Annotated in this window: 19 protein-coding genes; 7 read left to right on the forward strand and 12 right to left on the reverse strand. The window is 36.3% G+C overall.

Annotated features, from left to right (window positions below; genetic code table 11):
- Positions 1 to 53 precede the first annotated feature (53 nt).
- The 7 genes from GGR21_RS13300 to GGR21_RS13330 all read right to left on the reverse strand — a co-directional run bounded on the left by GGR21_RS13300 (position 54) and on the right by GGR21_RS13330 (position 8,511).
- The gene (locus tag GGR21_RS13300; RefSeq protein WP_221233000.1) at positions 54 to 1,523 is read right to left on the reverse strand and encodes a pectate lyase; all 1,470 of its coding nucleotides are present in this window, start codon (positions 1,521 to 1,523) and stop codon (positions 54 to 56) included.
- Between the two features lie 17 nt (positions 1,524 to 1,540).
- Positions 1,541 to 2,320, reverse strand: coding sequence for a rhamnogalacturonan acetylesterase (locus GGR21_RS13305; RefSeq protein WP_183307726.1), 780 nt, complete (start codon positions 2,318 to 2,320; stop codon positions 1,541 to 1,543).
- Between the two features lie 24 nt (positions 2,321 to 2,344).
- On the reverse strand, positions 2,345 to 3,583 hold the full coding sequence (gene nagA / locus GGR21_RS13310) for an N-acetylglucosamine-6-phosphate deacetylase (protein ID WP_183307778.1): 1,239 nt from the start codon (positions 3,581 to 3,583) through the stop codon (positions 2,345 to 2,347).
- Between the two features lie 25 nt (positions 3,584 to 3,608).
- The gene (locus GGR21_RS13315) at positions 3,609 to 5,072 is read right to left on the reverse strand and encodes an MFS transporter (RefSeq protein WP_183307727.1); all 1,464 of its coding nucleotides are present in this window, start codon (positions 5,070 to 5,072) and stop codon (positions 3,609 to 3,611) included.
- 17 nt (positions 5,073 to 5,089) lie between these two features.
- Positions 5,090 to 6,067, reverse strand: coding sequence for a DUF5123 domain-containing protein (locus GGR21_RS13320; RefSeq protein WP_183307728.1), 978 nt, complete (start codon positions 6,065 to 6,067; stop codon positions 5,090 to 5,092).
- Between the two features lie 43 nt (positions 6,068 to 6,110).
- The gene (locus GGR21_RS13325; protein ID WP_183307729.1) at positions 6,111 to 6,875 is read right to left on the reverse strand and encodes a glucosamine-6-phosphate deaminase; all 765 of its coding nucleotides are present in this window, start codon (positions 6,873 to 6,875) and stop codon (positions 6,111 to 6,113) included.
- A 478-nt stretch (positions 6,876 to 7,353) separates the two neighbouring features.
- Positions 7,354 to 8,511 carry an iron-containing alcohol dehydrogenase gene (locus GGR21_RS13330; protein ID WP_183307730.1) on the reverse strand — a complete coding sequence of 386 codons (1,158 nt, stop codon included), beginning with the start codon at positions 8,509 to 8,511 and terminating at the stop codon, positions 7,354 to 7,356.
- 626 nt (positions 8,512 to 9,137) lie between these two features.
- Here GGR21_RS13330 and GGR21_RS13335 point away from each other — a divergent pair.
- The 6 genes from GGR21_RS13335 (at position 9,138) to GGR21_RS13360 (ending at position 19,050) form a co-directional block, all read left to right on the forward strand.
- The gene (locus tag GGR21_RS13335) at positions 9,138 to 10,343 is read left to right on the forward strand and encodes a tyrosine-type recombinase/integrase (RefSeq protein WP_183307731.1); all 1,206 of its coding nucleotides are present in this window, start codon (positions 9,138 to 9,140) and stop codon (positions 10,341 to 10,343) included.
- A gap of 618 nt (positions 10,344 to 10,961) precedes the next feature.
- The gene (locus GGR21_RS13340) at positions 10,962 to 11,645 is read left to right on the forward strand and encodes a hypothetical protein (RefSeq protein ID WP_221233001.1); all 684 of its coding nucleotides are present in this window, start codon (positions 10,962 to 10,964) and stop codon (positions 11,643 to 11,645) included.
- A 33-nt stretch (positions 11,646 to 11,678) separates the two neighbouring features.
- A complete protein-coding gene (locus GGR21_RS13345) occupies positions 11,679 to 12,182 on the forward strand; it encodes a hypothetical protein (protein WP_183307732.1) in 504 nt (167 codons plus the stop codon).
- Positions 12,183 to 12,194: 12 nt separating this feature from the next.
- Positions 12,195 to 15,224, forward strand: a complete 3,030-nt coding sequence (locus GGR21_RS13350) for a hypothetical protein (RefSeq protein WP_183307733.1) — start codon at positions 12,195 to 12,197, stop codon at positions 15,222 to 15,224.
- 998 nt (positions 15,225 to 16,222) lie between these two features.
- Complete coding sequence (locus tag GGR21_RS13355) at positions 16,223 to 17,980, forward strand: DUF7149 domain-containing protein (RefSeq protein ID WP_183307734.1); 1,758 nt, start codon at positions 16,223 to 16,225, stop codon at positions 17,978 to 17,980.
- Between the two features lie 203 nt (positions 17,981 to 18,183).
- The gene (locus GGR21_RS13360; RefSeq protein ID WP_183307735.1) at positions 18,184 to 19,050 is read left to right on the forward strand and encodes a helix-turn-helix domain-containing protein; all 867 of its coding nucleotides are present in this window, start codon (positions 18,184 to 18,186) and stop codon (positions 19,048 to 19,050) included.
- Here the strand turns inward: GGR21_RS13360 and GGR21_RS13365 are convergent.
- The 5 genes from GGR21_RS13365 to GGR21_RS13385 form a co-directional block, all read right to left on the reverse strand.
- The gene (locus GGR21_RS13365) at positions 19,043 to 20,698 is read right to left on the reverse strand and encodes an MFS transporter (RefSeq protein ID WP_179398793.1); all 1,656 of its coding nucleotides are present in this window, start codon (positions 20,696 to 20,698) and stop codon (positions 19,043 to 19,045) included. The two genes, GGR21_RS13360 and GGR21_RS13365, sit on opposite strands and share 8 nt — an antisense overlap.
- Positions 20,695 to 21,774: an HlyD family secretion protein gene (locus GGR21_RS13370; RefSeq protein WP_179398792.1), complete on the reverse strand. Its 1,080-nt coding sequence runs from the start codon at positions 21,772 to 21,774 to the stop codon at positions 20,695 to 20,697. The genes GGR21_RS13365 and GGR21_RS13370 overlap by 4 nt, the downstream gene beginning before the upstream one ends.
- Before the next feature lie 27 nt (positions 21,775 to 21,801).
- Positions 21,802 to 23,160 (reverse strand): TolC family protein, encoded by a 1,359-nt coding sequence (locus GGR21_RS13375; protein WP_068187284.1) that lies wholly within the window; start codon positions 23,158 to 23,160, stop codon positions 21,802 to 21,804.
- Positions 23,161 to 23,195: 35 nt separating this feature from the next.
- The gene (locus GGR21_RS13380) at positions 23,196 to 23,936 is read right to left on the reverse strand and encodes a hypothetical protein (protein ID WP_183307736.1); all 741 of its coding nucleotides are present in this window, start codon (positions 23,934 to 23,936) and stop codon (positions 23,196 to 23,198) included.
- 852 nt (positions 23,937 to 24,788) lie between these two features.
- Complete coding sequence (locus GGR21_RS13385; protein WP_183307737.1) at positions 24,789 to 25,694, reverse strand: helix-turn-helix domain-containing protein; 906 nt, start codon at positions 25,692 to 25,694, stop codon at positions 24,789 to 24,791.
- A 198-nt stretch (positions 25,695 to 25,892) separates the two neighbouring features.
- Between GGR21_RS13385 and GGR21_RS13390 the strand changes: the two genes are divergently transcribed.
- Positions 25,893 to 26,117, forward strand: a complete 225-nt coding sequence (locus GGR21_RS13390; RefSeq protein ID WP_183307738.1) for a winged helix-turn-helix domain-containing protein — start codon at positions 25,893 to 25,895, stop codon at positions 26,115 to 26,117.
- Positions 26,118 to 26,125: the final 8 nt, after the last annotated feature.

Here is a 26,125-nt window from a genome sequence, read left to right on the forward strand (position 1 = left end):
CTTGCATCAAATCACCTACAACACACCTTATCAAAGAGACTTACACTCTCTTCCTATTTAAGTTTGTTTTGTTTCTCCGTAATATGCTCTACTAAGCTATTAAGATATATCTCCACATTGGTATATCCAATACCACCCTTTGGAACCAATGTTCCATCTTCCGCATTGTATTTATCCAGTTTATGAATATCTTCCCATTCATCAGGAATACCATCCCCATCGCTGTCAAGAGGTGCCGGTAATGCTTTGTAAACCTGCCATCCACCTACTGCACTTTGTGTATCAAGAAAACCATTGCGGCTACCATTCCCTCCGTCCTGTATTGTTGCAGTACCGTTTTTCGCATCTTTTACAGCCCTAAAATCAACATCGTCACGGAACAAGTTAGCGCCAGCATAATTCAATACTTTCTCAAATGCTTTTTCTGCACTATGTGTGGTTGTATGTCCCGCTTCTTTTCCATTAATTAACAATGGTTTGATCAGCTCTTTTCCTGCGGTACCCCCTTTGGCTGGATAAATTCCTTTACGATTATCCCGATTGATATTGTTAGGATTGCCTTCAAAATAATTTCCACTTATATAAAGAGCCGGATGCCCGAAATCATGTATTTGTCCATCACCTTTCAGATCTTTACATAAACCATAAGTATTTATAAAATAATTAGTTTTAGCCTTGCTAGCCGGACCGGGTTTATAATAATTATTTACCATATTGAATTGCCCACCTTCGCCACCGTAACAATTATTAGCACCCCAATTATACACTACGTTATTCCGGAAATCTACAACTCCGCGATATTCACTTTCAGGATACTGGTCGTTATACAAAAACGGATGATCAAACCGGGGATTACGGCTATCGTGACATGAGAGCAAATTGTGATGAAATGATGCATTTCGTCCGCCCCAAATACCACCATAACCATGAGATCCTTTCTCATGCACCGAATGGCGTAGACTCTCAGTGATTAAGCACCATTGCATTGTGAAATCTGTGTTTGCATAAAAAGACGCACATTCATCTGTACTCCAACTCATGGAACAATGGTCGATTATAATGTTATGCTGTCTGATACCACCTACAGCATCATCATTTATTTTTGTTTCATCTCCCATCCTAAAACGGATATAGCGGATAATTACATTGCTCGCTTTAACCATTAGTGAGTAGTTTCGAATACATATCCCTTCTCCCGGAGCTGTTTGCCCGGCTATCGTCACATTGCCCGATGTGAGATTGATGCGGGATTTGAGTTCGATCACTCCCGAAACTTTAAACATTACGATACGTGGATATTTCTGCTTCAAAGCCCAGCGTAATGTTCCTTGCGAACCATCATCATCCAACTTTGTTACATACAAAACCTTTCCTCCCCGTCCTCCAGTTGTATACATACCTCCACCTTCGGCACCAGGAAAAGCAGGTATCGGTTTACTAACAGAAATCTGGCACTTAGCTTCTACACTTATTAAAAACAGAGCTAAAAGAACAAGATTAGTAAAAGTTTTGAATGGGGACATAGTCATTGTCTTATGAATTATTTTATAGTGTCTATATCGCTTCGCAAATATTTAGCTAGCGGATGTTTTATATCCTTCAACTCTTTTACAAACAAGCGAGAGAACTCTGTTGCACCAAGTATATTCAGATGCGAATCATCCTTATTTCCATCAGGAAAACGCTCTGCCACACCGGGTTCTACCCATAAAAACAGTTTTTTTGAGTCTTCAGGACCATATTGTTCTACGACTTTGCGTGTTGAAACCTGCATATCTACAATCGGTACATTCATTTCCTTTGCCAGTTCCCTTACCGCTTCTACATACCGTCCATATGTATCAACTAAAACACCATCCTTGTCCCAGCGCCTTCTTACAACAGAAGTAGCTAAAACCGGAATTCCTTTTTTCTCGCGAGTTTCAGTTATGAACTTGCGAAAGTTATCTTTAAATGTCGTTTCCGGGTCTGTATAGCGCTTAGAGTCTTGCTTTTTCTGATCATTAGCTCCAAATTGAATTAAGACATAATCTCCCGGTTTAATCTGCTCTTTCACTTTATCCCACCGTCCTTCATCAATATAGCTTTTAGAACTCCGCCCTGACACAGCATAATTTTTGACAGTAAGCTTATCGGGATCGAAGAATTTTCCCAATTCTTGCGCCCAGCCACGCCCAGGATCACCCGGATCGTCAAGGATCACCCTGTTGTCCGACATAGTAGAGTCTCCAATAGTAAACAGTGTCACTTTTGCTTTATCTACTGTTATGCAACCTAATATTGTAAGGGCAAATAGTATGAGTAATATATTTTTTTTCATGTTAATTTTTCCAAGGTTAATTTATTATTTGGCTTCATACACAATTTTACCACCAATGATAGTTGTCTGTACGTTTATATTTTCATCAAATATAATAATATCAGCATCTTTATCTTTTGTTATAGAGCCTTTTGCCTTGTCTATACTCATCAGTTTGGCCGGTGATAAAGTTAGCATTTGTACTGCATCCAACAGATTGACTCCACCCTTTTGCATATAAGTCCTAACAAGCCTGTCTGTTGTAGCGACACTGCCGGCAAACGAACTTCTATCGGGAAGTTTTGCCACACCATCCTCTATAATTACGGGAACTCCATCTTCCAGACTTCCCAATATTGACTTTCCATCAGGCATCCCGGCTCCACGCATAGCATCAGTAACCAGCACTACTCTATCCGCCCCCTTCACTTTATAAATAAGTTTCAATAATGGCGCAGGAAGGTGTACACCATCAGCAATAGCCTCCACATAGAGATTATCCAGATTATAACCAGCCTCTATCACTCCGGCATAGCGCAAAGCATCTCTCCTAGTAACAGTAGATGTCAGTGAATAGAAATGTGTTATACTCGAAAAACCAGCATTAAAAGCGTCTATCGCTTCATCATATAAAGCCGCTGTATGCGCCATCGATACCTGAATATTACGTTTTTTCAGTTCACGTGCCAAATCTAATGCTCCGGGAAGTTCAGGAGCCATACTCCAGCGGACAATTATATCGTCTCCTTTTTCAAGAATTTCATTATAATGCTCCGGTTTGGGGTCGATTACATAACGAGGGTCCTGCCCCCCACTCATAGTCTTATTCAGGTAACCTCCTTCGATATGAATACCACCGAATGCAGCTCCGGCCGTATTCATTTTATCAGCTTTGCGATAATTATCGAACATCTCGAATAGTGTTTTATCCGAGCAGGATGCTGAAGTGGGATAGATAAGCGTTGTACCATGCTTTGCATGTAGTTCAGCCGCTTTAATCATAGCTTCGGGGGTTCCATCCATAAAATCGTATCCACCACCGCCATGGCAATGTGTATCTATAAAGCCGGGAGAAATGTATTTTCCGTTAGCATCAATCACTTTTGCGCCCTTAAATTCAACATCCCCTGCACATACATCCACTATCTTACCATTGTCAATCAATACACAAGCATTCTCTATAATCGAATAGGGTGTTATTACCCTGCCATTGAATATCTTTAGTTTTCCACTGTTTATCTGAGCATTAGATGCATTCAATGAGAATATACCGATTAATGTCATAATAATAATTTTTTTCATATACATCTTATTTTTCATCATCCTTAATAGGTTCAATCCTTCCTCCCAACACAAAAACAGCTATTATAGCCAATGGAAATAACAAACCCGCGAATATAAAGAATGGCAACCAACCCACTTTTGTTATCAACGGTATTATTACCATCGCTGTAATAGTGCCCAGCACAGCCGAAGCACCACCGATTCCAGCCAGCGAACCTACTGTTTTCCCATTATGAAAATCGGATGCTAACGTCATCAGATTAGTTGCTGAAAACTGATAACCTGCCAGTATTACAGCCATCATACTCACTGCCAGATATGGCGTAGATGCCATTGTCGCTCCTATAATTCCAGGAACAGCTATACATGCTCCAAGTATAAGACCAATTTTACGGGCAAAGTTCAGGCTCTTTCCTTTTCGCATAAGCAAACCGGAAAACCATCCACCTGTAAATGCTCCGATAGCTGCACCAACATATGGCACCCAAGCAGAAAGAGCAACTTCCTTAATATCAAGATTAAATACCTCGATAAGATACATCGGTATGAAAGTCACAAAAATCCACCAAACAGGATCGAGAAAGAAACGGCCAACTATTAATGCATAATTTTTACGTTTACTTAGTAATTCTTTCCAAGTCTTAGGTTTTACATTTACATCTTGTTTACTCTCTGGTTGACCAGACAGAATATATTCTTTCTCCTTATCTGTTATCCAAGGGTGTTCTTTGGGAGACTTCTTATTTATTATTAACCATGGAATTATCCACACAATAGCTAACGAACCAACCACAACAAATGTCAATCTCCATCCAAAAGCCAAGAAAAGGAATGATATAACAATAGGAGCCAAAATAGAGCCAACCGATGTCGCTGCATTAAAAATACCCTGAGCTAAAGCACGTTCTTTTGTCGGGAACCATTCCGCATTCGATTTTGTATTACCCGGCCACGGTCCGGCTTCCCCCAACCCAAGGGCGAACCGGAAACCCATTAACGATTTCAGTCCACCAGCCAGCGAAGTAAAGGCATCTGCAGCTCCCCATAATAAAGCTGAGAAAACAAACCCCTTACGCGTACCTATTTTGTCATACAACTTTCCTGATACTAACTGACTTATACCATAGGCAATCATAAAGAAGATTGTGATATTAGCCAGTATTCTTTTTGCCTCGGCTTTAAAATCGGCATCAGACATACTTGCATCCACAATACCTAAATCACGGGCTATCCCACCGATATTAGTATAAGTAAAAGTTCTATTATCATTTTTAGTCACCTTATCGGCAGCAACAATTACCGTCGAACCATCTTCCGCTGTTAAAGTATAAGTATCTCCATTTAAATTGTGCACTACCTTATCGGCATTATACTCTATTTTCTGATTGGCTACCCACATATAATTGAGAGTACCCCTATCTAGATAATTGATTATCGCCACAAGAGCAATAAGACCTAATACAACCCATCTTAATCCTTTGATTTTCATATTTGTTGATTTTTCGATTATTTCTTAAACCATCGCGGGTCACCAATTCTTATTTCCGACAGAGACTTATCCTTTATAGTAAAAGAGCAACCTGTTGCTGTCGGGTTATCATTCGGAGCTTCGAACAGATCGACGGCAGTAATTCCTACGCTCTTCAATCCACGTGAATTAATGATAGTTGCCAATTCTGAAGTTCTGTAACTATCTGTAACTCCAGCCCTGCTTTCTGTACTCGTAACAATAAATTTTGTACTATTTCCGGCAAAATTGAATATCGATTTTGCAATATTAATATCCACCTCACCCTGGCTACACCGGAAAATGCCACTATTATTATTTGATGTGTTCATATTATAAAAAGTACAATTAGACACATCTATACTCAACTTTCCTGCCAGTTGCTTACTTATCATTAAACCCCGGCTAAAATTCGAAAAGGTACTGTTTGTTAAAGATATATGCTCTAATTGAGGTTGATTTTCCACCGAAAAGTTCAATATAGCATGCGAAGGAACTGTTACATTATATACTATAGAGTTTTCAATAGTATAATTGCCTAGCCTGTTCTTTGTACCAGTTGCATTATTTGCCAACAGAGTAGATCCTACTGCATTCAGGTCGACTATACAATTGCGAAAAATGATATTATCAATATCAATATCCTTTTCACCGTCTATTTGAAGAAAATATTTTCTATCCAGAACAATCTTAAGATTATCGAACACTACATTCTTTGTTTTTGAACCAATAGCTACGACTCCCCAATTAATAACAGGCTTCGATCCTGGCATACCTATAATTACAAGGTCATTCGTCAGTACAATTGTTTTATCAATCACATATTCACCGCCATCGATCATTATAGTATCTGCAGCCGTGGATTTTCTTATTATCGAATATAAATTATCGCCAGGCTTAACTTTCCTTATGGTTGCATTTGCATCACAAATAGCTGAAATTGTAATAAATAATAATAGTACTTTATAATACTTCATGATATATAGAATTTAAGTTTATTTATTTATTCATCCACTTACATTACATATCCACAAGTGAAGCACTATCTACATCTACATACAGGGTTACATCTTTATGCGTCCTTAATATAGAAGCCGGACATGATGGCAAAATAGGTCCATCACAAGCACCTTTTATAGCATTAGCCTTTGCTTTGGATGGAACAATCGCATACAATTTATCCACATGTAATAATTCTGGTATAGTGATAGTTATTGCTTGAGTAGGTACCTGATCCAGTGCCTCAAAGCATCCGTCATTTATCTGTTGCTCGCGACACTCAGGAGCAAGATCTACAATCTTTACAGCCAGCGGATCATCGAAAAAAGCCATATGCGGATCGTTAAAAGCCAAATGACCATTCTCTCCAATACCAAGAAACACCATATCAGCAGGCATTTGTTTCAATAAAGCTGCATATCTGTCACACTCAGCCTGTGGATCAGTAGCCAAAGGATCCATGTAATGCACTGACTTACATTTTACCTTCGAAAAGACTCTGTTTTTCAGAAACTTGCCAAATGCCTGAGGTGCTTCCGGATTTATACCGATGTATTCATCCATATGAAATGCATTTACTTTTCCCCAATTAATATCGTATTTAAACAGATTAGCTAAAAATTCATTTTGTGAAGGTGCAGAAGCAAATATAATATTTATTTCGTCTTTCTCCTCCTGTAATTTCATGATATATTCTGCTATTTCTTTAGCCGCTAATTCCCCCAACTCCGCACGGCTATCGGAAACTTTAACCTTCATACGCCCTTTCATTATTTCTTTTGTCATGGTAATGTTTTTTAGGTTTAATATTATTATTCACATATTATCGTTATCGATCACGATATAGTTCAAACAGAAAATAAATTCAATAAATACTAAATAAATAACTCATTACAATATATTTAATAATAAAAATATACATAAAATATATAAAATAATATTCGTTATCGTTTACAAATATATTTTTTTATTTTGAAAAACAATAGAAATTTTACTTAAAAATACCTTTTTATTTGTCGTTTTTTATATTATCGATAACATAATCTTTGATAATTGCTTGGAAAAACCGGCATAAACAACTATAAATATGACAATTAGCCAAATCGTGCTCGATAACGAAAAAAAAAACATTGTCAATTAAAATATATTGAAACAGGCATGCAAAGGTATATACATATCTGATGATATAAAGAGTAGTTGATGTATATCAAAAAAATGCCGATAACAATAAGCTAACGGCATATTCTTCATACAAGGATATACTTTATTTTCTCAATTCCAAGATTCTTTTTGCCATTTTGTAGTCTACGTTCTGACACTCACCTAGTTTCCAATCGCGTTCTTTCAGGCGTTCACAAACTTTTTCAATAGCTTCATCGCCAAGATTATAATCAGACAAGTGAGTTTTTACTCCCATTTTTTCAAAAAAATCTTCTACTGCCTGTATAGTCATATCTATCAATATATCATCAGAAGTCGCACTTAATCCGAATACCTCTTTACCTAACAATTGTATTCTTTTGGCTTTTTGCTCTTTCAAAACAGTCAACACTCCGGGTAGAATTATGGCAAGTGTTTGAGCATGATCTAATCCGAAAAATGCAGTAACCTCATGTCCTATCCTATGTGTAGCCCAGTCCTGAATAATCCCACAACCGACCCAGCCATTCAGAGCCCATGTAGATGCCCACATCAAGTTAGCTCTCACACCATAGTCTGTTGGAATATTCAATGCTTTCGGGCCTTCAACTATCAAGGTCTTCAATATTGCCTCTGCAAAGTTGTCTTGCAATAAAGTATTGTTTTCTCTATATGCCAGGTATTGTTCAGCTATATGAACAAAAGTATCCACAACCCCATTACCTACCTGACGAGAAGGAAGGGTGATAGTGGTAGTCGGATCGAGAATCGAAAATTTAGGGTATGTATAAGGTGAGAAAAATGCCCGTTTATCTTCTGTTTCAGCCCGGGTTATTACAGCCCCATTATTCATTTCCGATCCTGTGGCTGGCAAAGTTAATATAGTACCAAAAGGCATAGCTTGTTCAATTGACATACCTTCTGATATAATTTTCCAAGGATCGCCATCCTCGAAGCATACTGCTGCGACAATAAACTTAGTAGCATCTATAACTGAGCCACCACCTACGGCCAGAACAAAATCAACTTTCTTTTCTTTGATCAGAGCTACAGCCTTCATACAGGTCTCGTAATGAGGGTTCGGTTCAATTTTAGGAAATTCGAACCATTCGAATGGGGTCAGTGCGTTTATAACCTGTTCGTAAACCCCATTTTTCTTTATACTGCCGCCACCATATATCATGAGGACTTTTGCTCCTATTGGTATCTCATTCGCAATATCTTTAATAGTATCTTTTCCGAAAATAATCTTTACAGGATTGGCAAAACTAAAATTTCTCATTCTATTGTATGTTTTTATGATTTGAGACAAAGTTAATTTTTCTATTTGTTATTAGATGCAAGTAATAATGATTCCAGAGAAAAAAGAAAAACATGAAAAGCTATTTTCTGCATAATCCTTTAATGCTTTTAAAGTCCCCACCCATCATCTTTTAATTAACTCCCCCATACAGAGAAAATGAAGATTTGCAATTAGAATTCGCATTAACATCTTTTAAGCCACCAATCTGTTATCCTATTTGTTGCCGGAAGCGTTCAAACCCATGGCAGATAAAATAATTTAAAACCGGACTATTTTGTACTTATTCCTAATATTTCACACAACAAAGAACGCTTATATAACACTTAATTTTACAAGTAAAAAAATAAGTGCATGAAAGCAAAAAAAAGCAAAGTTGTGCTCTACCTGAAAAAAGCAGTCAGTACAAGTCGGGTAAAGCTCTTATTATGGAAAGAATCGATATCGACCATTCCATGATGCACAGTTTAGTGGTAAGCTATCCTGTACATCTTGTTTGTGGAATCCACGAAAGAGTCGATTAAAGGACAAGTGCTGTGAAACGGTTCAACTATAAAAATATAACAGCAAAATTTGTAACAAATTCATCAACTAAAAATACAATAAATATGGTATCTATAAAAGTAAAATTCAGGATTTCCACAACCAAAGACTATGAAGGAGCACTATTCATACAGGTTATTTATAGACGTCAGGTACGCCAGATTAAAACAAATTACAGAATCCATCTCCACGAATGGGACGAGAAGAATTGCCGAATCCGCATTGATCAAGCATCCGGAGAAAGAAAAGAATATCTGCAAGTGGTAGAAGTAGCCCTCATACAAATGACCGGCCAGATACATTCATCCGTCCACTATTTAAAAGACAAGGGATTGCCATACACAACCAATGATATTCTGCTGGCTTATCATACCTATACGACCAGATGCCTTTTTTCTTTCATGCAACAGACAATTGAATATATCAGACAACTTGGAAAAACCCGTACATCGGAAACCTACACCTGTACTCTGAATAGTTTTATGCGCTTTCGAAAAGACATGGATATATCTCTGGATGAGGTAGATTCGGATTTGATGCTGGCATATGAAGCCTGGTTAAAAGAACAGGAGGTATCTATGAATACCGTATCCTTCTATATGCGCATACTCAGGGCGGTGTATAATCGTGGAGTAGAAAAAGGAATTACCCCACAACGACATCCTTTCAAACACGTCTATACGGGAATCGAAAAGACTATGAAACGGGCTGTTACACTCAAAACCATCAAACAAGTCAAACATGCGAACCTCCAGTTATTCCCTGCGCTGGACTATGCAAGGGACATGTTCATGCTGAGCTTCTATACTCGCGGAATGTCCTTTGTAGACATGGCATATTTGAAAAAAGCGAATTTAAACAACGGTATTTTATCTTACCGCAGGACGAAGACAGGACAGCAGTTGTTCATTCGATGGGAACAATGTATGCAAGATATTGTTGACAAATATCCGTATATATCCACTTCTCCTTATTTACTTCCTATTATAAAGAAGTTCGGAGATAATCCGAGAAAGCAATACCGGAACGCCATACTGTCCGTCAACAAAAACCTAAAAAGTCTGTCCAAAATGATGGGGCTCTCCACCGTGCTTACAACCTATGTAGCGCGCCATTCCTGGGCAAGTATAGCCAAAAGTAAAAATATCCCCCTATCGGTAATCAGCGAGGGTATGGGTCATGATTCGGAAATGACAACACAAATTTATTTGGCTTCATTCGACACTGCTGTCGTAGATAAGGCAAACAGTCTGATTTTAAAAGGTTTGTAAATGGTAGAATTGTTTAGAAAAGAAGAATCTCCTGTTAAGAGATATGCTCTGACGCACAAAATTAGGAAATAAATTGAAACTAAGGCATAAAAGACACAAAAAAAACGCCCATCAAACTAATATTTGGAAGAATTGTATGCAAACTGTTTGAGAAAATGGGTCTCAAAACAAATTAAACATATAATAATCAATATTATAATCACTAAAGCATATCTCTTAACAGGAGATATGCTTTAAGTGGTATGTTTTGGGCATTGTAGAATTAAAATAGTTTTTACTATAATACATACAGTTACATTTTCATTGGATACCTTATTGGTTAATTTAAAGAATCAATATGAAAACAAACTTTAAACAAAAAAGGAACAGCAAGATAATGATTCCTTTCTATTTCGGACATTTTCACAAATTACTATATATATTCCGCACAAAAGTTTCAATACCCCAACGGGGGAATTTTTGTTTGTCTTCAATGTTTGTCTTACCCCCTTTATTTCCGGCCATAGCTTGAGAAAGTATCCTCTGGGAAAGGGGTATTGAAATTTATATGTGATCACAAAATATAATTGTATGGATAAGCCATTAATGAATGATTTTATAAACTAAACAGTAAACTACATGAAAAAAACTAACTTAAAACGAAAACAGATATTGATGCCATTCAAAGCAATATTGTTACTAGTTGCAATTTCGGGCATAAGCCTGACTATGCATGCCCAAGTAACTATTGGTTCGGGAGAGTCTCCGCACAATGATGCGTTACTAGATTTAAAAGAGAACAATACAGGTATATCAACCAAAGGTCTTTTACTACCCCGTGTGTCACTTGAAGCTACAACATCATTCTCTCCCTTATCGGCTCATATCGCCGGAATGGCAGTATACAATATTGCCACGGCAGGTGATGTAACTCCCGGTTACTATTTCAATGATGGAACAAGATGGATAAGAAGTGGTGATAAAAATCAATTTTATATGCCTTCAATTATCCTGCCTACAGATCCTTCGACACTGCCTAACAGTAATTATACATATAGTGGAACAACTTTTTCTGTAAATTTATATAACCTGTATAAAGAACAATACGAACTATCTTCTTCGGCTACATCACAGAAGAGTAGCGGAGCCCCGGCTCTGAAGGTCTTTGATGCTAATCAATTGTATTATTATATTACGTATTTCGATAATGCAGTTTTCTCAAATGTACAGATAAGTATAGCAGGAGTATTAACCTATCAGCTTGCTTCGGGATATACCATCTCCGAAAAAACTTTTATGAATATTTTATTCTGTGAAAAATAAGAGTTGTACTACTAAAATCAAATATCTCAAAAGATGAAGAAAAAAATCGTCATATTCATGATATATATGATCGCTTGTGTCAATGTTTTTTCCCAGAATTCGCAAAATATATTCGGAGAATACAAATTTTCACAGGTGGTGATAACAGCTAAGGACTTCCGTAGTAAGGCTCCGGTTTTCACAAAAGTTTTCACAGACTCGGTCCAGATAATGACTCAAGACTGGGATTTTCCCTTGCAACCGGTGTTTTCCAAAGTCACCATAGCCAGTGGGAATATCGCTGAATTTACCTTATTAAATAATGGGTATACCTATGTGATTAACAGGGAGAATTTGCTGGAGAAGAGAGATAAGAGGGATAATAGATCCGGGGATGAAAATGACGAATTCTCCAACGACTATTATTTCCCCAGGTATACTATTCTGGAACAAGGGAATTCTATAACGATAGCTTTTGATAAAATCATTTACGGCTCTTCAAATTATCCTGACCAGACACTGGAAGGGGTATATGAAATGATACTGGTCAAACAATAAAGAGAAAAACAAATGAGGAAACTAATATATCCGATATTGTTTATAATATCGTTTTTTGGTGTGGTTCTGCAGGCTCAAACAACATGTGATAACTTTACGGTAAACACAGTTGTAACACCTTCTACCTGCCAGAGTAATGGTACGGTAACCGTAACGCTTACGGGAGCCGACGCCGCAGGACTTTTTAATGTCCAGTATTCGCTGGAATCGGCCGTTAGCGGAGGATTTTCCCTGCTACCTACAGCTAATAACGTATTGACCGGTATACCGGCTGGTACCTATACGGTTACGGTAAGTGCATTTTGCGATTCCCAGGGACAATACAGCGTGGTAAAAACCAAGACGAACGTAGTGGTAGGCGGTAGTTACCAGGTGCCTGAACTTTCATTTGTCGCACCGGGACGATCATCTACTGCCAGCACTGTGTCGCCGACCTCTCGTAAACCGTATGCGGGGTGTGCAACCGGACAAATTGTGATGTTGTTGAAGAATGGCAACCAAACAGCTACGCCTGTGTTTACCATGACTTCTGCCCCTGCGGGAGTAACTGTTCCACAAATAGTATCCGTTTCAAGATATTCGAGCGGATCTCTGTCAGCCGGTTATATATACACGCTCGACGGATTATACCCTTCTGGTGATTATACAGTAGAAATTAATGACGGTTGTTACGTCTCTTCTAAAAGTTTCACGCTCGAAGAATTGACCGATATGCCTATTCCGTACTCAACATCTTCTTATACGTCTCTGACTTATAACCATATCCGTCCCTATTTGGGAGATAATCCAGGTTGTTCATTGATAAACTTATCTTTAACAGCGCCAACAACATCAAATGTCGATTTCTACCAGTATTACAGGGACGGTTTATATGAAGTAGGTGCAGCTGCATTAAATCAGACTCCAACCAGCTGGACTACATGGGAATATGGAAATTCAACACCCACAGTAGACTTGGGTTCCAATCAGCTATCCGACTTTTACGGTTCTCCTAATAAAATGTCGATTTATTTCAGGGTTAAGAATTGTCCCTCTGTGCAAAGTAAGTATGATTTGTATATAAGAAAACCCTATTATTTTACGACCGGGTATAGATATAACTGTGATAGCGTCAAAGCCATGATCAGGCCTTGGACCGATTATGACGGAGTTCTCTGCTATCCGATAACATTTAAAGTTGTAAAAACAGATACCAACGAAGTAATAAGAGAACAAACAAATATTACAAATCCCAACCAGATAGTAGACTCCCTTGCTTTTGCTTATAAAACCCGATATACTGTTTCTGTTATCAGTAATGGTGAAACAATATTTTCAGTTAACGAAAATCACACTCCTGATGTCTCTTATAGTTCAACGAGCGACCACAAATATTGTGACACATGGGAAAATTACTATTCCAGATCCTATCTGAATTGCTATCCGGTATATGTCGATATAAAAGATTCCGGAGGAGTTACTGTTGCTTTAGACACTATATATTCATCGGCATCCGCCGATAGTTATTCACCCCCTCTCGAGTATGATAAGGCATATACATTCAATTTTACGTATAATATAATAATAAATGGAAATCCTTATACGAGCAGTTATACAAAAACTACGGCTAATGGAATGCCTAATGCCCTGACTCTGTCCATATATAATTCCTCTTCGTATGAAGGATGTATTATAAATAATGGTTCGCTACGAATATATACAGGAACAACTTCCCGTGTATGGCCCGCTGGTACAGTGTTTACTATAACAGGGCCGGCCTCGTTCGGAACAAAAACATATACGGTGACTTCATCCAGTTACTATTATTATATATATAATCTTGTTATTCCTCCGGGAGATTATACCGTTACTGCGGATTATGGTTGCGGTACGGTCTCATCAACAACTTATCTTCCGGGTGTATATGATGTGGAAGATTTTACATATACAACCGAGAACACCTGTTCGGGAATGAAAGTCACACCTTCTGCTACTCTGACTTACTATGGAAATACAGCAACAACTTACTTCCGGTTAACAAGCGGGCCAGCCGGTTACGATAGGAGTGTTATCAGCAGTGGTGGTAGTTTTACTTTTTCCGCCGCGGGTACTTATATCTTATCTGTAGTTACAACCAATGATGCCAACCGATGTGCCTTAGTAAGCGATACCATCGTCTATACCGCTCCGCCAATGGAATTGGATAATACCAGAACGTCAGCTTATGCCTGCGTCGGCAGTAGCGTGGGCAACATAGCGCTTCAAGCTATAAACGGGGTAGCACCATATACTTACGAATTGTGGGACGAAAATAATACAACCCAGTTGCAAGGCCCTCAGACATCTTCCGACCGGGTGGTATATACTTATGGTAATCCCGGCTCAACTTATACTGTGCGGATAGCTGACAATTGCGGAAATTCATTTACTCAGCAGGTGACTGTGGCCAACCTGGAAACTGCAAAGCTTGTATTTGCCGAATCTAACCCGGTTTGCTATGGTGAAGATATCAAGCTTAGATGCCTCACTTTAGGGATAACGGACTATGATTGGACATATCCTGACGGAACAACTCATCCTGGTCAGATCCAGGTGATCACAGGCGCTGACAGCTCAAAATCAGGTTGGTACAAAGTATCCGTTGAGGCTGAGTTTTGTGGGGCGCCGGTAGAAGACAGTATTTACATTTCGGTTTACAATCCTATTAATATAACTGATCCGGGGCTGGCAAATCAGACATTACAGATATGTCCAAGGGCAAGTTTGACTTTGGGAGAGACCGTAACCGGCGGTAGTGGAAATTATACATATAAATGGCAATATAGTAGTAATGGCACGTCCTGGAGTACATCCTCTGCTACAACACCTACATTTAGTGTGACAGGACCAAATAACACAACCGCATCTTTCAGTTACCAATATATCAAAAGAACTGTAACGGATGCTGCTTGTGGTGAGTTTGTTGAGAACTATCAACTGAACGTCATCCCATGCTACATTCCAGTAAATCCCGATTTGATGAACTTGGGTACCGGGAATCCGATGAAAAAATCAAAAAAATAGGACTAATGTTATATAACATTCTCATGCCAATGAACAAAAGGAAAAACTTGCTACAAAAAGGCTGTTAATATCAGTAGTGTAAAAATTGTTCAAAAGCCAACCGTATACTAAGAAACCTACGGTTGGCTTTACCTTATCTTCATTTGTATCTAAACTGTTATTCACCCCCAAAAACACCCCAGTAAATCACTTATTATCAACCAAAAAGAAGAATCATTATATCTTTTCACAATTAATACTTTACCGTTTGCTTTTAATCCATTCATTTTTAATAAAAAAGAATACTGAATGTCGTCTTTCTGACAACTCAAGATTTAATTATTAAAAACACATTCAATATTCAAATAATGAGATAAATACAGATTGTCAAATCTGGACAATACAGTGCCAAGGACAATTCGTAACCTATTTAGGATTTTTGGGAATAGATTACGAATTGCTTACGCAACTATGTCCGAAAATGGCTTTTTCTTGACTTTAACACCAGACATATATACAAAGAAAAAGTCCCACAAATCATTGATTTGTAGGACTTGTCTGTTTTTTGGCTTAGCCTTCCAGCGGAGAGAGAGGCTTGTGAACCTTTCTCCTTATGTCGTACTATTCAGTGTATTATAATTTCAAAGAAGCTGCTGGTTATGAATTAGCAACGCTTTTTTACAGCATTTTAAGCAGTTATTGTCTATGAATTGCCTGCCCTATCTCTAATAACAAAGATAGTGGGAAATAATTATTTATCCACCTTTATTTTAATCTTTATTAGTCAAATCTTATAACAACATGATAATATGGACGGAACTTTTTATTTTTTCAGTTAAGACTTTATATATAAACTATTTGTTCGAGTACCCCACTTAGGTATTTATTTTAATATATTACAAAATATCACATTTCCGTATTAGTTTGAACATCAAATTATAATAAACTATTGTATTTTCCTAATAGTTTATTTTATCTTTGATATACGATAAACTGCTCCAAAAGTAGCATATTAAATTATGAAAAATAAATCCCAACAAAAAAAAATAAAACAGGTTATAAAGCCTGCATATCTAAAAATTCGGCCTGAAAGAAGCCAAATTGAACTTTTTAAGGAAGAATTTATACAACTTCTGGACAGAATAAAGAATAATCCTAAAGAAACGGAGGAATTTCACAAAAACCTGATTATTGAATTTCTTAATGCCACCTATTATAGAAACAAGTTTTATATAAATACTCTCGGGCATAACGATCTCGTTATCCATAATGGAGATAAATCCAGTTCGTCTGTAGGGGTTCTAATAGAAGTGAAAAGGCCATCCAATAAGGATGAAATGTTGAAAGAAGGAAATTTCAATGTTAAATCCTTTCAGGAGCTTATTCTTTACTATTTCAGAGAAAGAAAAACTAAAAAAAATTATGAACTACGTCATCTCATAATTACGAATATAAACGAATGGTACATTTTTGATGCTCAGGATTTTGAAAGATTATTCTATAATAATACGAGACTTAGAAAAGATTTTGAAAAATTTGAGGAAAAGATACTAACAGGAACATCTACTAATTTCTTTTATAATACTATTGCTCCACAATATATTAAAGAAGTAGAACATGAACTTTCATATACTTATTTTGACATTAAGGATTATGAAAAAAATATTAGAAACGATAATAAAAAAGATGATAAAAAATTAATTACTCTATATAAATTTTTATCACCGACACATTTATTGAAACTACCGTTCTCTAAAGATTATAATGAGCTAGATAAAGACTTTTATAATGAACTGCTTCATATTTTAGGTCTTGAAGAAACAAGCAAAGGTGCACAAAAAATTATTGTTCGAAAAAGTAATAGGGATAATGGATCTTTAATCGAAAATACAATCTTTGAGCTCGAATCAAGGGGTATCTCCAAAGTTTCCAATATTCAACAATACGGGACAAACAAAGATGAACAGTTATTTAATATTGCACTTGATTTATCTATTACATGGATAAACAGAATCTTATTTTTAAAATTGTTAGAAGCTCAAATCATTAACTATAAAAATGATAAGAACTATTCTTTTTTGAGCCTAGATAAAATAGATGGATATGATGATTTAAATAGTTTATTTTTTCATATTCTGGCAATAAAAGAAGAAAATAGAAGAGAGAGTTATATTACTGAAAAATTTGCACATGTACCTTATTTAAATAGTTCCTTGTTTGAGTATACAGAACTGGAACTGAACACATTTACGATAAGTGCATTACCCGATAAAGCCAAAATAAAGTTATATACTCGCTCTATTCTAAAAAAGAAGAAAGACAAGAATGTAGAGGATACAACCTTATACCCTCTAAAATATCTTTTGAATTTCCTCGATGCTTATGATTTTAGTAGTGAAGGGGGCGAAGATATTCAAGAAGAAAACAGAGCCTTAATCTCTGCATCAGTCTTAGGACTGATATTTGAGAAAATAAACGGCTACAAAGATGGTTCTTTCTTTACTCCGAGTTTTATTACCATGTACATGTGTAGGGATACAATAACAAAAGCGGTATTACAGAAATTCAAAGACAGGAAAGGTTGGGATTGTAAAAATATTATAGAATTATATAATAAAATAGATAGTATCGAAGAGGCCAACGATATTGTGAATTCAATAACAATTTGTGATCCATCTGTAGGTTCAGGACATTTTTTAGTATCTAGCTTAAATGAGCTAATATATATTAAATCTGAATTAGGTCTGCAGAACTATTTATGGTCCATCCAAATATAGCTCTGTTAGTTATAATTTTAAAATACGACATTAAATTTTGTCTTTTACTTATTATTGATTTTGCAGTTAATTACCGATTTTTGATTTAGATGTTTCTATTCTTTGCTGGATATATTTTGTATATGCAAAGGTTCTTTACATAATTGATGTAAATTATTATGAGAAGAAAATATATCTTTGATGATTAATTCAAATTTCTAATAATGAAAATTCAGAATATACGCTCTGTGGTATTACCCAAAGAGTTTTCTTTTTATTCCAATCTGAATAAAGAGCAAATAGAGAAATATAAATACCCCGCCAGATTAAACGCCGGACTATTTATGATTATCCTTAAAGGAAGATGTGATATGTCTATTAATTTGGAGAATTACACAATTACTGAAGAATCGATAGTCACCGTTTTCCCGAATAGCATCATTCAGATGAATAATTATAGTGATGAATTCGATGCATACTATCTGGTCATGATACCGGGATATATGAATAATATAGGCCTGATCCAGTCGATAATGCCTCATTTATCTACTATTATGGATAATCCCGTATTAAATATCGAATCGAAAGCAGACCGAGATTTATTCTTGGATTATTGTAAGATATTTCAGAGGATATATGAAAGACAGCAATCTAATCCTGCAACAGAAGTCATCCAAGGCCTGATGTCAACTCTCATTTACGGACTATTACGGATATGGGAAATCAAACTAAAAAAAAGCAGTAAACACGGTGACGACAAAGGAATACGAAACCGAAAGGAAACGATATACCATCAATTTATACAATGTCTCTTGAAGAACTACAGAGAAGAAAGAATAATCTCCTTCTATGCCGATAAATTATGTATATCAGCCAAATACCTAAGTGTTGCAATAAAAGAAGTTAGAGGAAAGTCTGCTCTGGATCTGATAAATGAAGCGGTAATCTTAGATGCGAAAGCACAACTGAAGAATTCGGATTTAACGATATTACAAATCTCAGATACACTTAATTTCACCAATCCGTCTTTCTTTGCCAAATATTTCAAGAAACATACAGGTATGACACCTAAAGAATACCGTATCAGTTAATTTCTGTCTTCTTCTTTTTCTTATCCTGCCTATGATGTGAATAAGGTATCAGAAGAACGACAACGATACAGGCAACTCCACCGTAAATAGTCCAACCCGATATCTCTTTCAATGCCGCCAAAGTGGCTTGGATCTGTATCCGCCCTTTTACCGATTGTGTCGCCATTATCTGAGCATCTTCTACACTTTTGCCTTGTTGCATACTGCCCATTTGGGTTTGCGTAAACGTTCCTGCAATTTCAGGATTAAGCATATCTACATTTTGCGACAATCGGCTGACATAATACAACTGCTTTTCATTCAGTGTATTTGTGTATAAAGATGTGCCTAAGACCGGTCCTATAACCGAACGAAAGGCCAGCATTACAAATATCCAGGTAGTGAGGTACGCCATATTTAATTTGCGCATCCCCCATATACCCGCCATAGCATAAAGAATAAGCATACCTGCTGAACGAATGATAACAGGGAAAATCATATTTTCGTATAATCCCATACTTTGTACCTGAAAATACATGTATGCCGCAGCGATTGTTATACACAGGAAACCTATGCTAAAGATGTATTTGAAGTGCATATTCCACTTTGCCATCAAAAAAGCAATTATGGCTCCAATCACATACCCCACCAAACTGTAATTGCTTAATACTGCATTTTGCCAATTATCGATTTTCATTGATATACCGACAAATGTGCTCACTAGCATCGAGCTGGAATTCAATACCATGAGCATAATAAACACTGACAATGCTATGACGACATTCCGGAAAGAGAATATCTTTAAGTCTAAATAAGGTCGCTTGCTATATATTTCTAAAATGAGAAATACACCGGTAGATATAAACAATATAATTAAAGAGTAATTTATCAGCGGGCTATCGAACCAATCCAGTGTTTTACCATATATAAAAATGAAACTAAATGATAATAATAACAATGAGGCACATACGGTATCTCCAAATTTAATCAGAGTCAGGCGTATGGGCTTTATTCTTTTCTGATAGACCATGGTGACTTCTACCAGTAAGAGGCAAATAAGAGCTATTGCAATCATGAAATAGTACACATACTGCCACTGAAAGCTAAAGGCTAACCATGCAGTAACAAATGAGCCGAGCTGGCCTACCGTCAAAAAGAACAAGTATAAAAAAGGCAATGCCATCGCCTTTATTTTTTCGAATTTCTCTTCCATTTCTTCAGGTCTCTGCTCTGTCGAAGGTTTCAGTAATGGTACGATGTCTCTTCCCGCTATATAGCCCAGCAGACCGAACAATGTATTGAATATAAGTATTATACGGATGAATCCTGTAAAAAAACTACATATCATAAGCATTGGTATCGAAGTTGTTTGGGCACAGATATAACTTATTATAACCAAAACCGTCAGTCCCAACAGATAAGTCATTTTGGAGCGCCTTATTTCCAGAAACAGAATTGTGAACGGCGTAAAAACAACCATCCCCACGGCTGTGGCAAAATTGGCATACTGTATATGTTCGGTCATGATGCCCAGGCTGCCTACCATTTCGCCTACATTACTTGTGTAAGCTCCACTGATAAATAAAGCGGGGACAAACATGAGAATATAAATAAATATGCCCAGCGGTTTAGGAACCCAGCTATGAAAAGGGAAATTCGATCTTTTCATTTTTTCACTTTTGCATTTACTACGGCCATCATTCCGGCGGCTAACTTCATATTATCTTCGGACGACAGATTCTCAAATTCGATACGTATCGGAATCCGCTGTTGTATTTTTACGAAATTACCCGTTGAATTATCAGCCGGCACCAGCGAATATTTTGCTCCGGTGGCATTGGATATTTCTGTAACTTTTCCTTTGAACTCTTTCTTGTCAAATGCATCAATCATAATAATCACCTCTTGTCCTATATACAGATTCTTAACTTGTGTTTCTTTAAAGTTTGCCACTATCCACTTTTGGGTATTGGGAATGATGTATGTCATGTTTTGTCCTGCATTGACTAATTGTCCTTCCTTCAATGCCCTGCGTCCTAAAAATCCGTCACAGGGAGCAGTTATAACGGTATATGACAGGTTGAGCTTAGCCATGTCCAATGCCGCCGAAGCGCGCAGAATGGAAGCCTCTGAGTTTCCTCTGCGTTTCTGCACTTCGTCGGACGACGATTCTGCTGTCCTTTTCTGTTGTTTGAGTGCATTCAAACGGGCAGTTGTAGCATCTAAATCTGTTTTTATTTGTTCTACTTGTATCGGTGTAGTTGCATTCCGAGACAATAGATTCTGATACCTCGTATAATCGGTTTCTAATTTTCTCAACCTTGCTTCCGTTTCTTCGATGTTAGAATCGAAAACAATAATATTACTTTTCGATGTATTTACACTGGCATCTATAACTTGTGAACCTGCCATTGCATCTTGCAAAGATGCTTCGGCTTCTTTTAGCCTTATTTGGTATTCGCGATCGTCTATGACAAGCAGCGTATCTCCTTTTTTTACAAACTGATGTTCGGTAAAATAAATTTTATGGATATATCCGGGAACTTTTACATTGATGGGAGAAACATATTGCTCTACCTGAGCATCATTTGTTACCTCATTACTTTTAAAATTGAGAAATAAATCAATTGCAAAATAGATTCCCACGGCTATAATAACTAATCCTATTGCACTCAGAAACCAACGGGTGGTACGTAATATCCTTAATTTCCTCAATTCTTTTTTATGATTGCTTGATTCTGACATATGATTTTTTTTTATATTAAACGGAATTTATTTGATTGAAAGCTCGTCCAGCTTGCCTGTCAACTTCAACAGCTGCAACTCGGTAATCCTACAACTATAATGTGCATTGATAAAGTTATTCTGCGCATCGGTCAGCCTCATCTCATCCTGCAATAGTTCAGTCATCGATACTATTCCTTCTTTATATCTGTCGGCTGTAACTTTATATACATCCCCGGCCAACGAATAATTGTCTTTTTGTTTGGTGTAATTCCTATAATTATTCAGCCAGTCATTAATTGTATTATCATATTGTGTTTGCATTTTTTTCTCCGTATCTTCAATCTGAAATCTTATTTTTATATAGTCCGAATTTGCTTTTTTTCGATTCATCCGTTTGCTGAATCCGTCAAAAATCGGGATATTGAGAGATACGCCCCAATAAAAAGAATTGTACCATTTATTCAGGCTGTTAGAGCTATTGGAATGGAAATAATTATCAAAATGATCGGTATAGTTCGTATAGGATAACTGCCCCACTAATGATAATGTGGGAATGTAGCCCTGATTAATAGCTTTCTTTTGTTTTTCGACTATATTTTTTTGTGAGTAGAGTATTTTAAACTCGTTCAGATCTTTCGATAAACCGGACAATTCAGGCACAGTCATTTCGTCAGCACTGACATATACGAGTCCAAAATCAGACTCTAAAGGCAGATCCAATATATATTTCAGTAAATTCAGTTGCTGTTGGTACATTGCTTTTGCATTTTCGCGCTGTACGGTTAGGTTCTCTATATTGATATTAACACGTTTCAGATCCACATCCATCGCCATACCGTTGTCAAAGAAGGCACGGGTTATATCGGCCAATGCTTTCAGGCGATCTATATTTTCATCCGTCAGCCGGATTTGCTCAACAGTTGTTTGTGCCAAATAATATATTTTGCATATTTCGATGGTAATATCTTCTTTCGCCTTTTCGTATGAATAGTGTGTCAGTTCTTTCATCTTTTCAGCTATAGAGATACTGGTATAGAGGGTTTGGTTATATAAAGGCATTGAGAGTTGTGCCCCTACCGAGGTATTGTATCTCAAGCCTTGTGTTGTCATATAGGGCATATCTATCCCTAACATGGTTCCCATCCGGGATCCATCAGTAACACTGGTACCTACATCTACATTATTTGTAAAATTTCCAAAGCCGTTGATTACAGGTAATAATTTGGTCCGGCTTGCGGAGTGTTCGTAGCCGGCTTTTCGGATTTCTTCCGATTGGCTTTTAAGCAACAAGTTATTCTCTATTCCTATCCTAATACATTCATCCAGCGTTAGTATATTATCTTGTGCCATAATAAATGTATTGAAGAATAGTGTGGTAACAATAAATAGTGATAATCTTTTCATATTTTTTATTCTATGCATATTTCAAAATATAATGTTTATTCTATTTCCAACAGGAACGAACCCATGAGGATACGCTCCCTGAAAACGAGGATATAAATAAGATCATTTGTTTTAAAGTTTTTATAGTTTTGGGCTAAAGCTAAAAATGAGTCAATGGGTTTACTTATTGGTTTATCTGTATTTACTAAAACCTTATCTTCCGGAATATTTAAAGAATTAATGGCATTTCTGATTACTTTATCCGTCGAATCATTAAATATTAAGTAAGATAAATCGGAAAGAAAGTATCCATTCATTTCCAACATCGACTTGGCATAACTCATGTATAAAGATCTTGATCGTTTGTGCTCGATAGGGGCATGAGAAATACTGATCACCCGACCTTCTTTCGCTGCAACCTTTTCATTCGAGAAGAAACAAGTGACAACCTCTTCTGCTACGTAAATCAGTAATGCTTTGTTTGACAACTTCGATAAAAAATATGAATTAATCAATTCAATAGAATTGATTATGGTGGAGTCTGAAAGTGCTGTTAATATATTTATATTCAATGATTTAAACTCTTTTTTTATAAAACAGAGGATCTCATCGGCTCCTGTATCCGACATGAATATGATCAGATCTATTGCTGTCAGATCATATGGAAGGTGTGGCAACGAATGGATTATCGCATTGTGGTAAGATCGGATGTCTTCTTCCCGAGTCTGCATTTCGTGCTTGATATTGTTTTTCAAGCAATCTTCTCTTCTGTAATATCCGATAGCATTTATATACATCTGCAAATCATTTTTCTAAATGCAAAGAAATAATGATTCAGAGTTAAACTACTGATCTATTTTTCCTTAAAACTATTCCAATTCTCATCAAAATACAATAGGGATTGACATAGAGAATAATAGAAAATCGACAATGTTTAATGTTTATTGAATAGTCTTTATTGTCTTCTAATATTGTAGTGTGTTCATAGCCTAGACTTAAGGTAAATTTTAAATTGTAAGAAAAGTATTTATTGATATAAGCATTGACAATCTTACTTATCCTTATAATAGATAAGTTCCATATTGAAAATAAGGATTTGGATACGTGTTCAGAACTTTCCATTCATCAAGTTTTTTATCAGACTGAAAGAAAGCATTTTTTTTATAAAAGTTGCCTTTATTTATTGGTTCTCCAAGTATGCCTCCATAAATTGCTCTCAAATCGGGAAGAATAATTTTTTTAGATAATAGCTAGTAGTCGATAAGTGATTGAATAATACTTATCGACTTTTCTATCATACCATTATGGCCGGTGTAAAGTTTTGGAATACGATCTAAATCACTCAGGGGTAAATATCACTTTTATGATCTTCAATAATGATATCTTTATATCTTACAAGTGTAAAGTAGAAATAAAACGGGTGACAAATAGCTGAAATATTTTATCTGTATGTTTACCTAAAGTTTCAGGTATCATTTTATTTCCTTCCTTATTAGTTTGGTTTCCTTTTCCGAAGCCGTTAAATTGCATAAGGTATACACTGCCTAACCCTGTTCGTCCTTTCAATATCCTTAGAGCAGTATCTATATCTTCGTCTTTCTGCACCCAACCATTAATATATTTTATAGTATAGACTAAATATTATAACATTAGCTTTCTTTATATTGTAAAGGAGTATATCCTGTTCTCTTTTCAAAATATGTACCGAAAAAAGAGGGATTTGAAAAATTTAAATCTTCTGATATTTGCGATACAGTCATGTCCGAACTTTTGAGCATGGCTTTAGCAGACATAATAACCATCTCGTCAATCCACTGGGAAACAGATTTCCGGCTCGCTTCTTTAATCACTTTTGTTAGATGACTGGGTGTAAGGAATAACTCCCCGGCATAGAATTTAATTGTACGTTCTTTTTTATAACATCTGAATAATAGTCCCAAAAAGCGTTGAAATATCTCCTCTTTATGTGTCAAAGACTCCATTTTTTCTCCCTTTCCTGATTCATGATGAATAAGCAAAACTTTATTCATCAAGGCAACCAGCAGGTTCTTCATAATTGCTTCATCATAATTTGTTTTTTTATACTGCCTTACAATGAAAGCATGAAATTCCAGAAGATCCAGAGCTGTTTCTTCATCAATTCTCAAATAAGTAGCCCGTTGCACTTTCTCAATAAACTCAACTTCGGTAATCATTTTGATATCGGAAACAAAATCAAAAGAGAAAAATAGAAACTCAATTTCCAAATTCTCATCCTGCTCTAAAATCTGGATAATGTAATTTGGCAGCAATGCAATAATTGAACTGGATTCTAACTGGTATTCGCGAAGGTTAATCCTGACCCTTGCTTTTCCTTTTGTACAAATGGCAAAACCAATCCCTTCGCAAACATGCGGATATTTCAGATCGAAGAACGAATTCTGAAAATTGACGGAGGAATTCTTTACATACATCTTTTCTTCCGAGATAATGAAATTCTGTATACCCGGTATCGAGTTCTGGCTTACAATATCCTCCAAAGATATTTTTGCGTATTTCTTTTCATTCTCATTCATCAAAATCAGAATATATTTCTTAATAAAAAATACGAAGATATTAAATAAAACAAGATTTTGAACATATATACACAAAAAATGAATATTAGTTATTTATCTAAATATCCGACCTTTGTGTCAGATATGAAATCAACAAATATATAATCGATATCAATTATAAAACAAACAGGTTTAAGAGACATTTAAATTTACAAGCGTATGTTGAAAAATGATATTGGAATCAATGCCGGAGTAATCTGGCAGATATTATCAGAGCAGGAACAACTTTCCCTTAGAGAGATTGGTGAGTTAACAAATTACAAAGATGTAATGATTTTCTATGCATTGGGATGGTTGGCAAGGGAACATAAAATTAGGTTTCTGATCCGGGAAGACATAACCTATGTCGAACTTGTAAATTCATTCAATGAAAGGTACTACTAATTATATGG

This window comes from Dysgonomonas hofstadii (genome assembly GCF_014196915.1).
Lineage (GTDB): Bacteria > Bacteroidota > Bacteroidia > Bacteroidales > Dysgonomonadaceae > Dysgonomonas > Dysgonomonas hofstadii.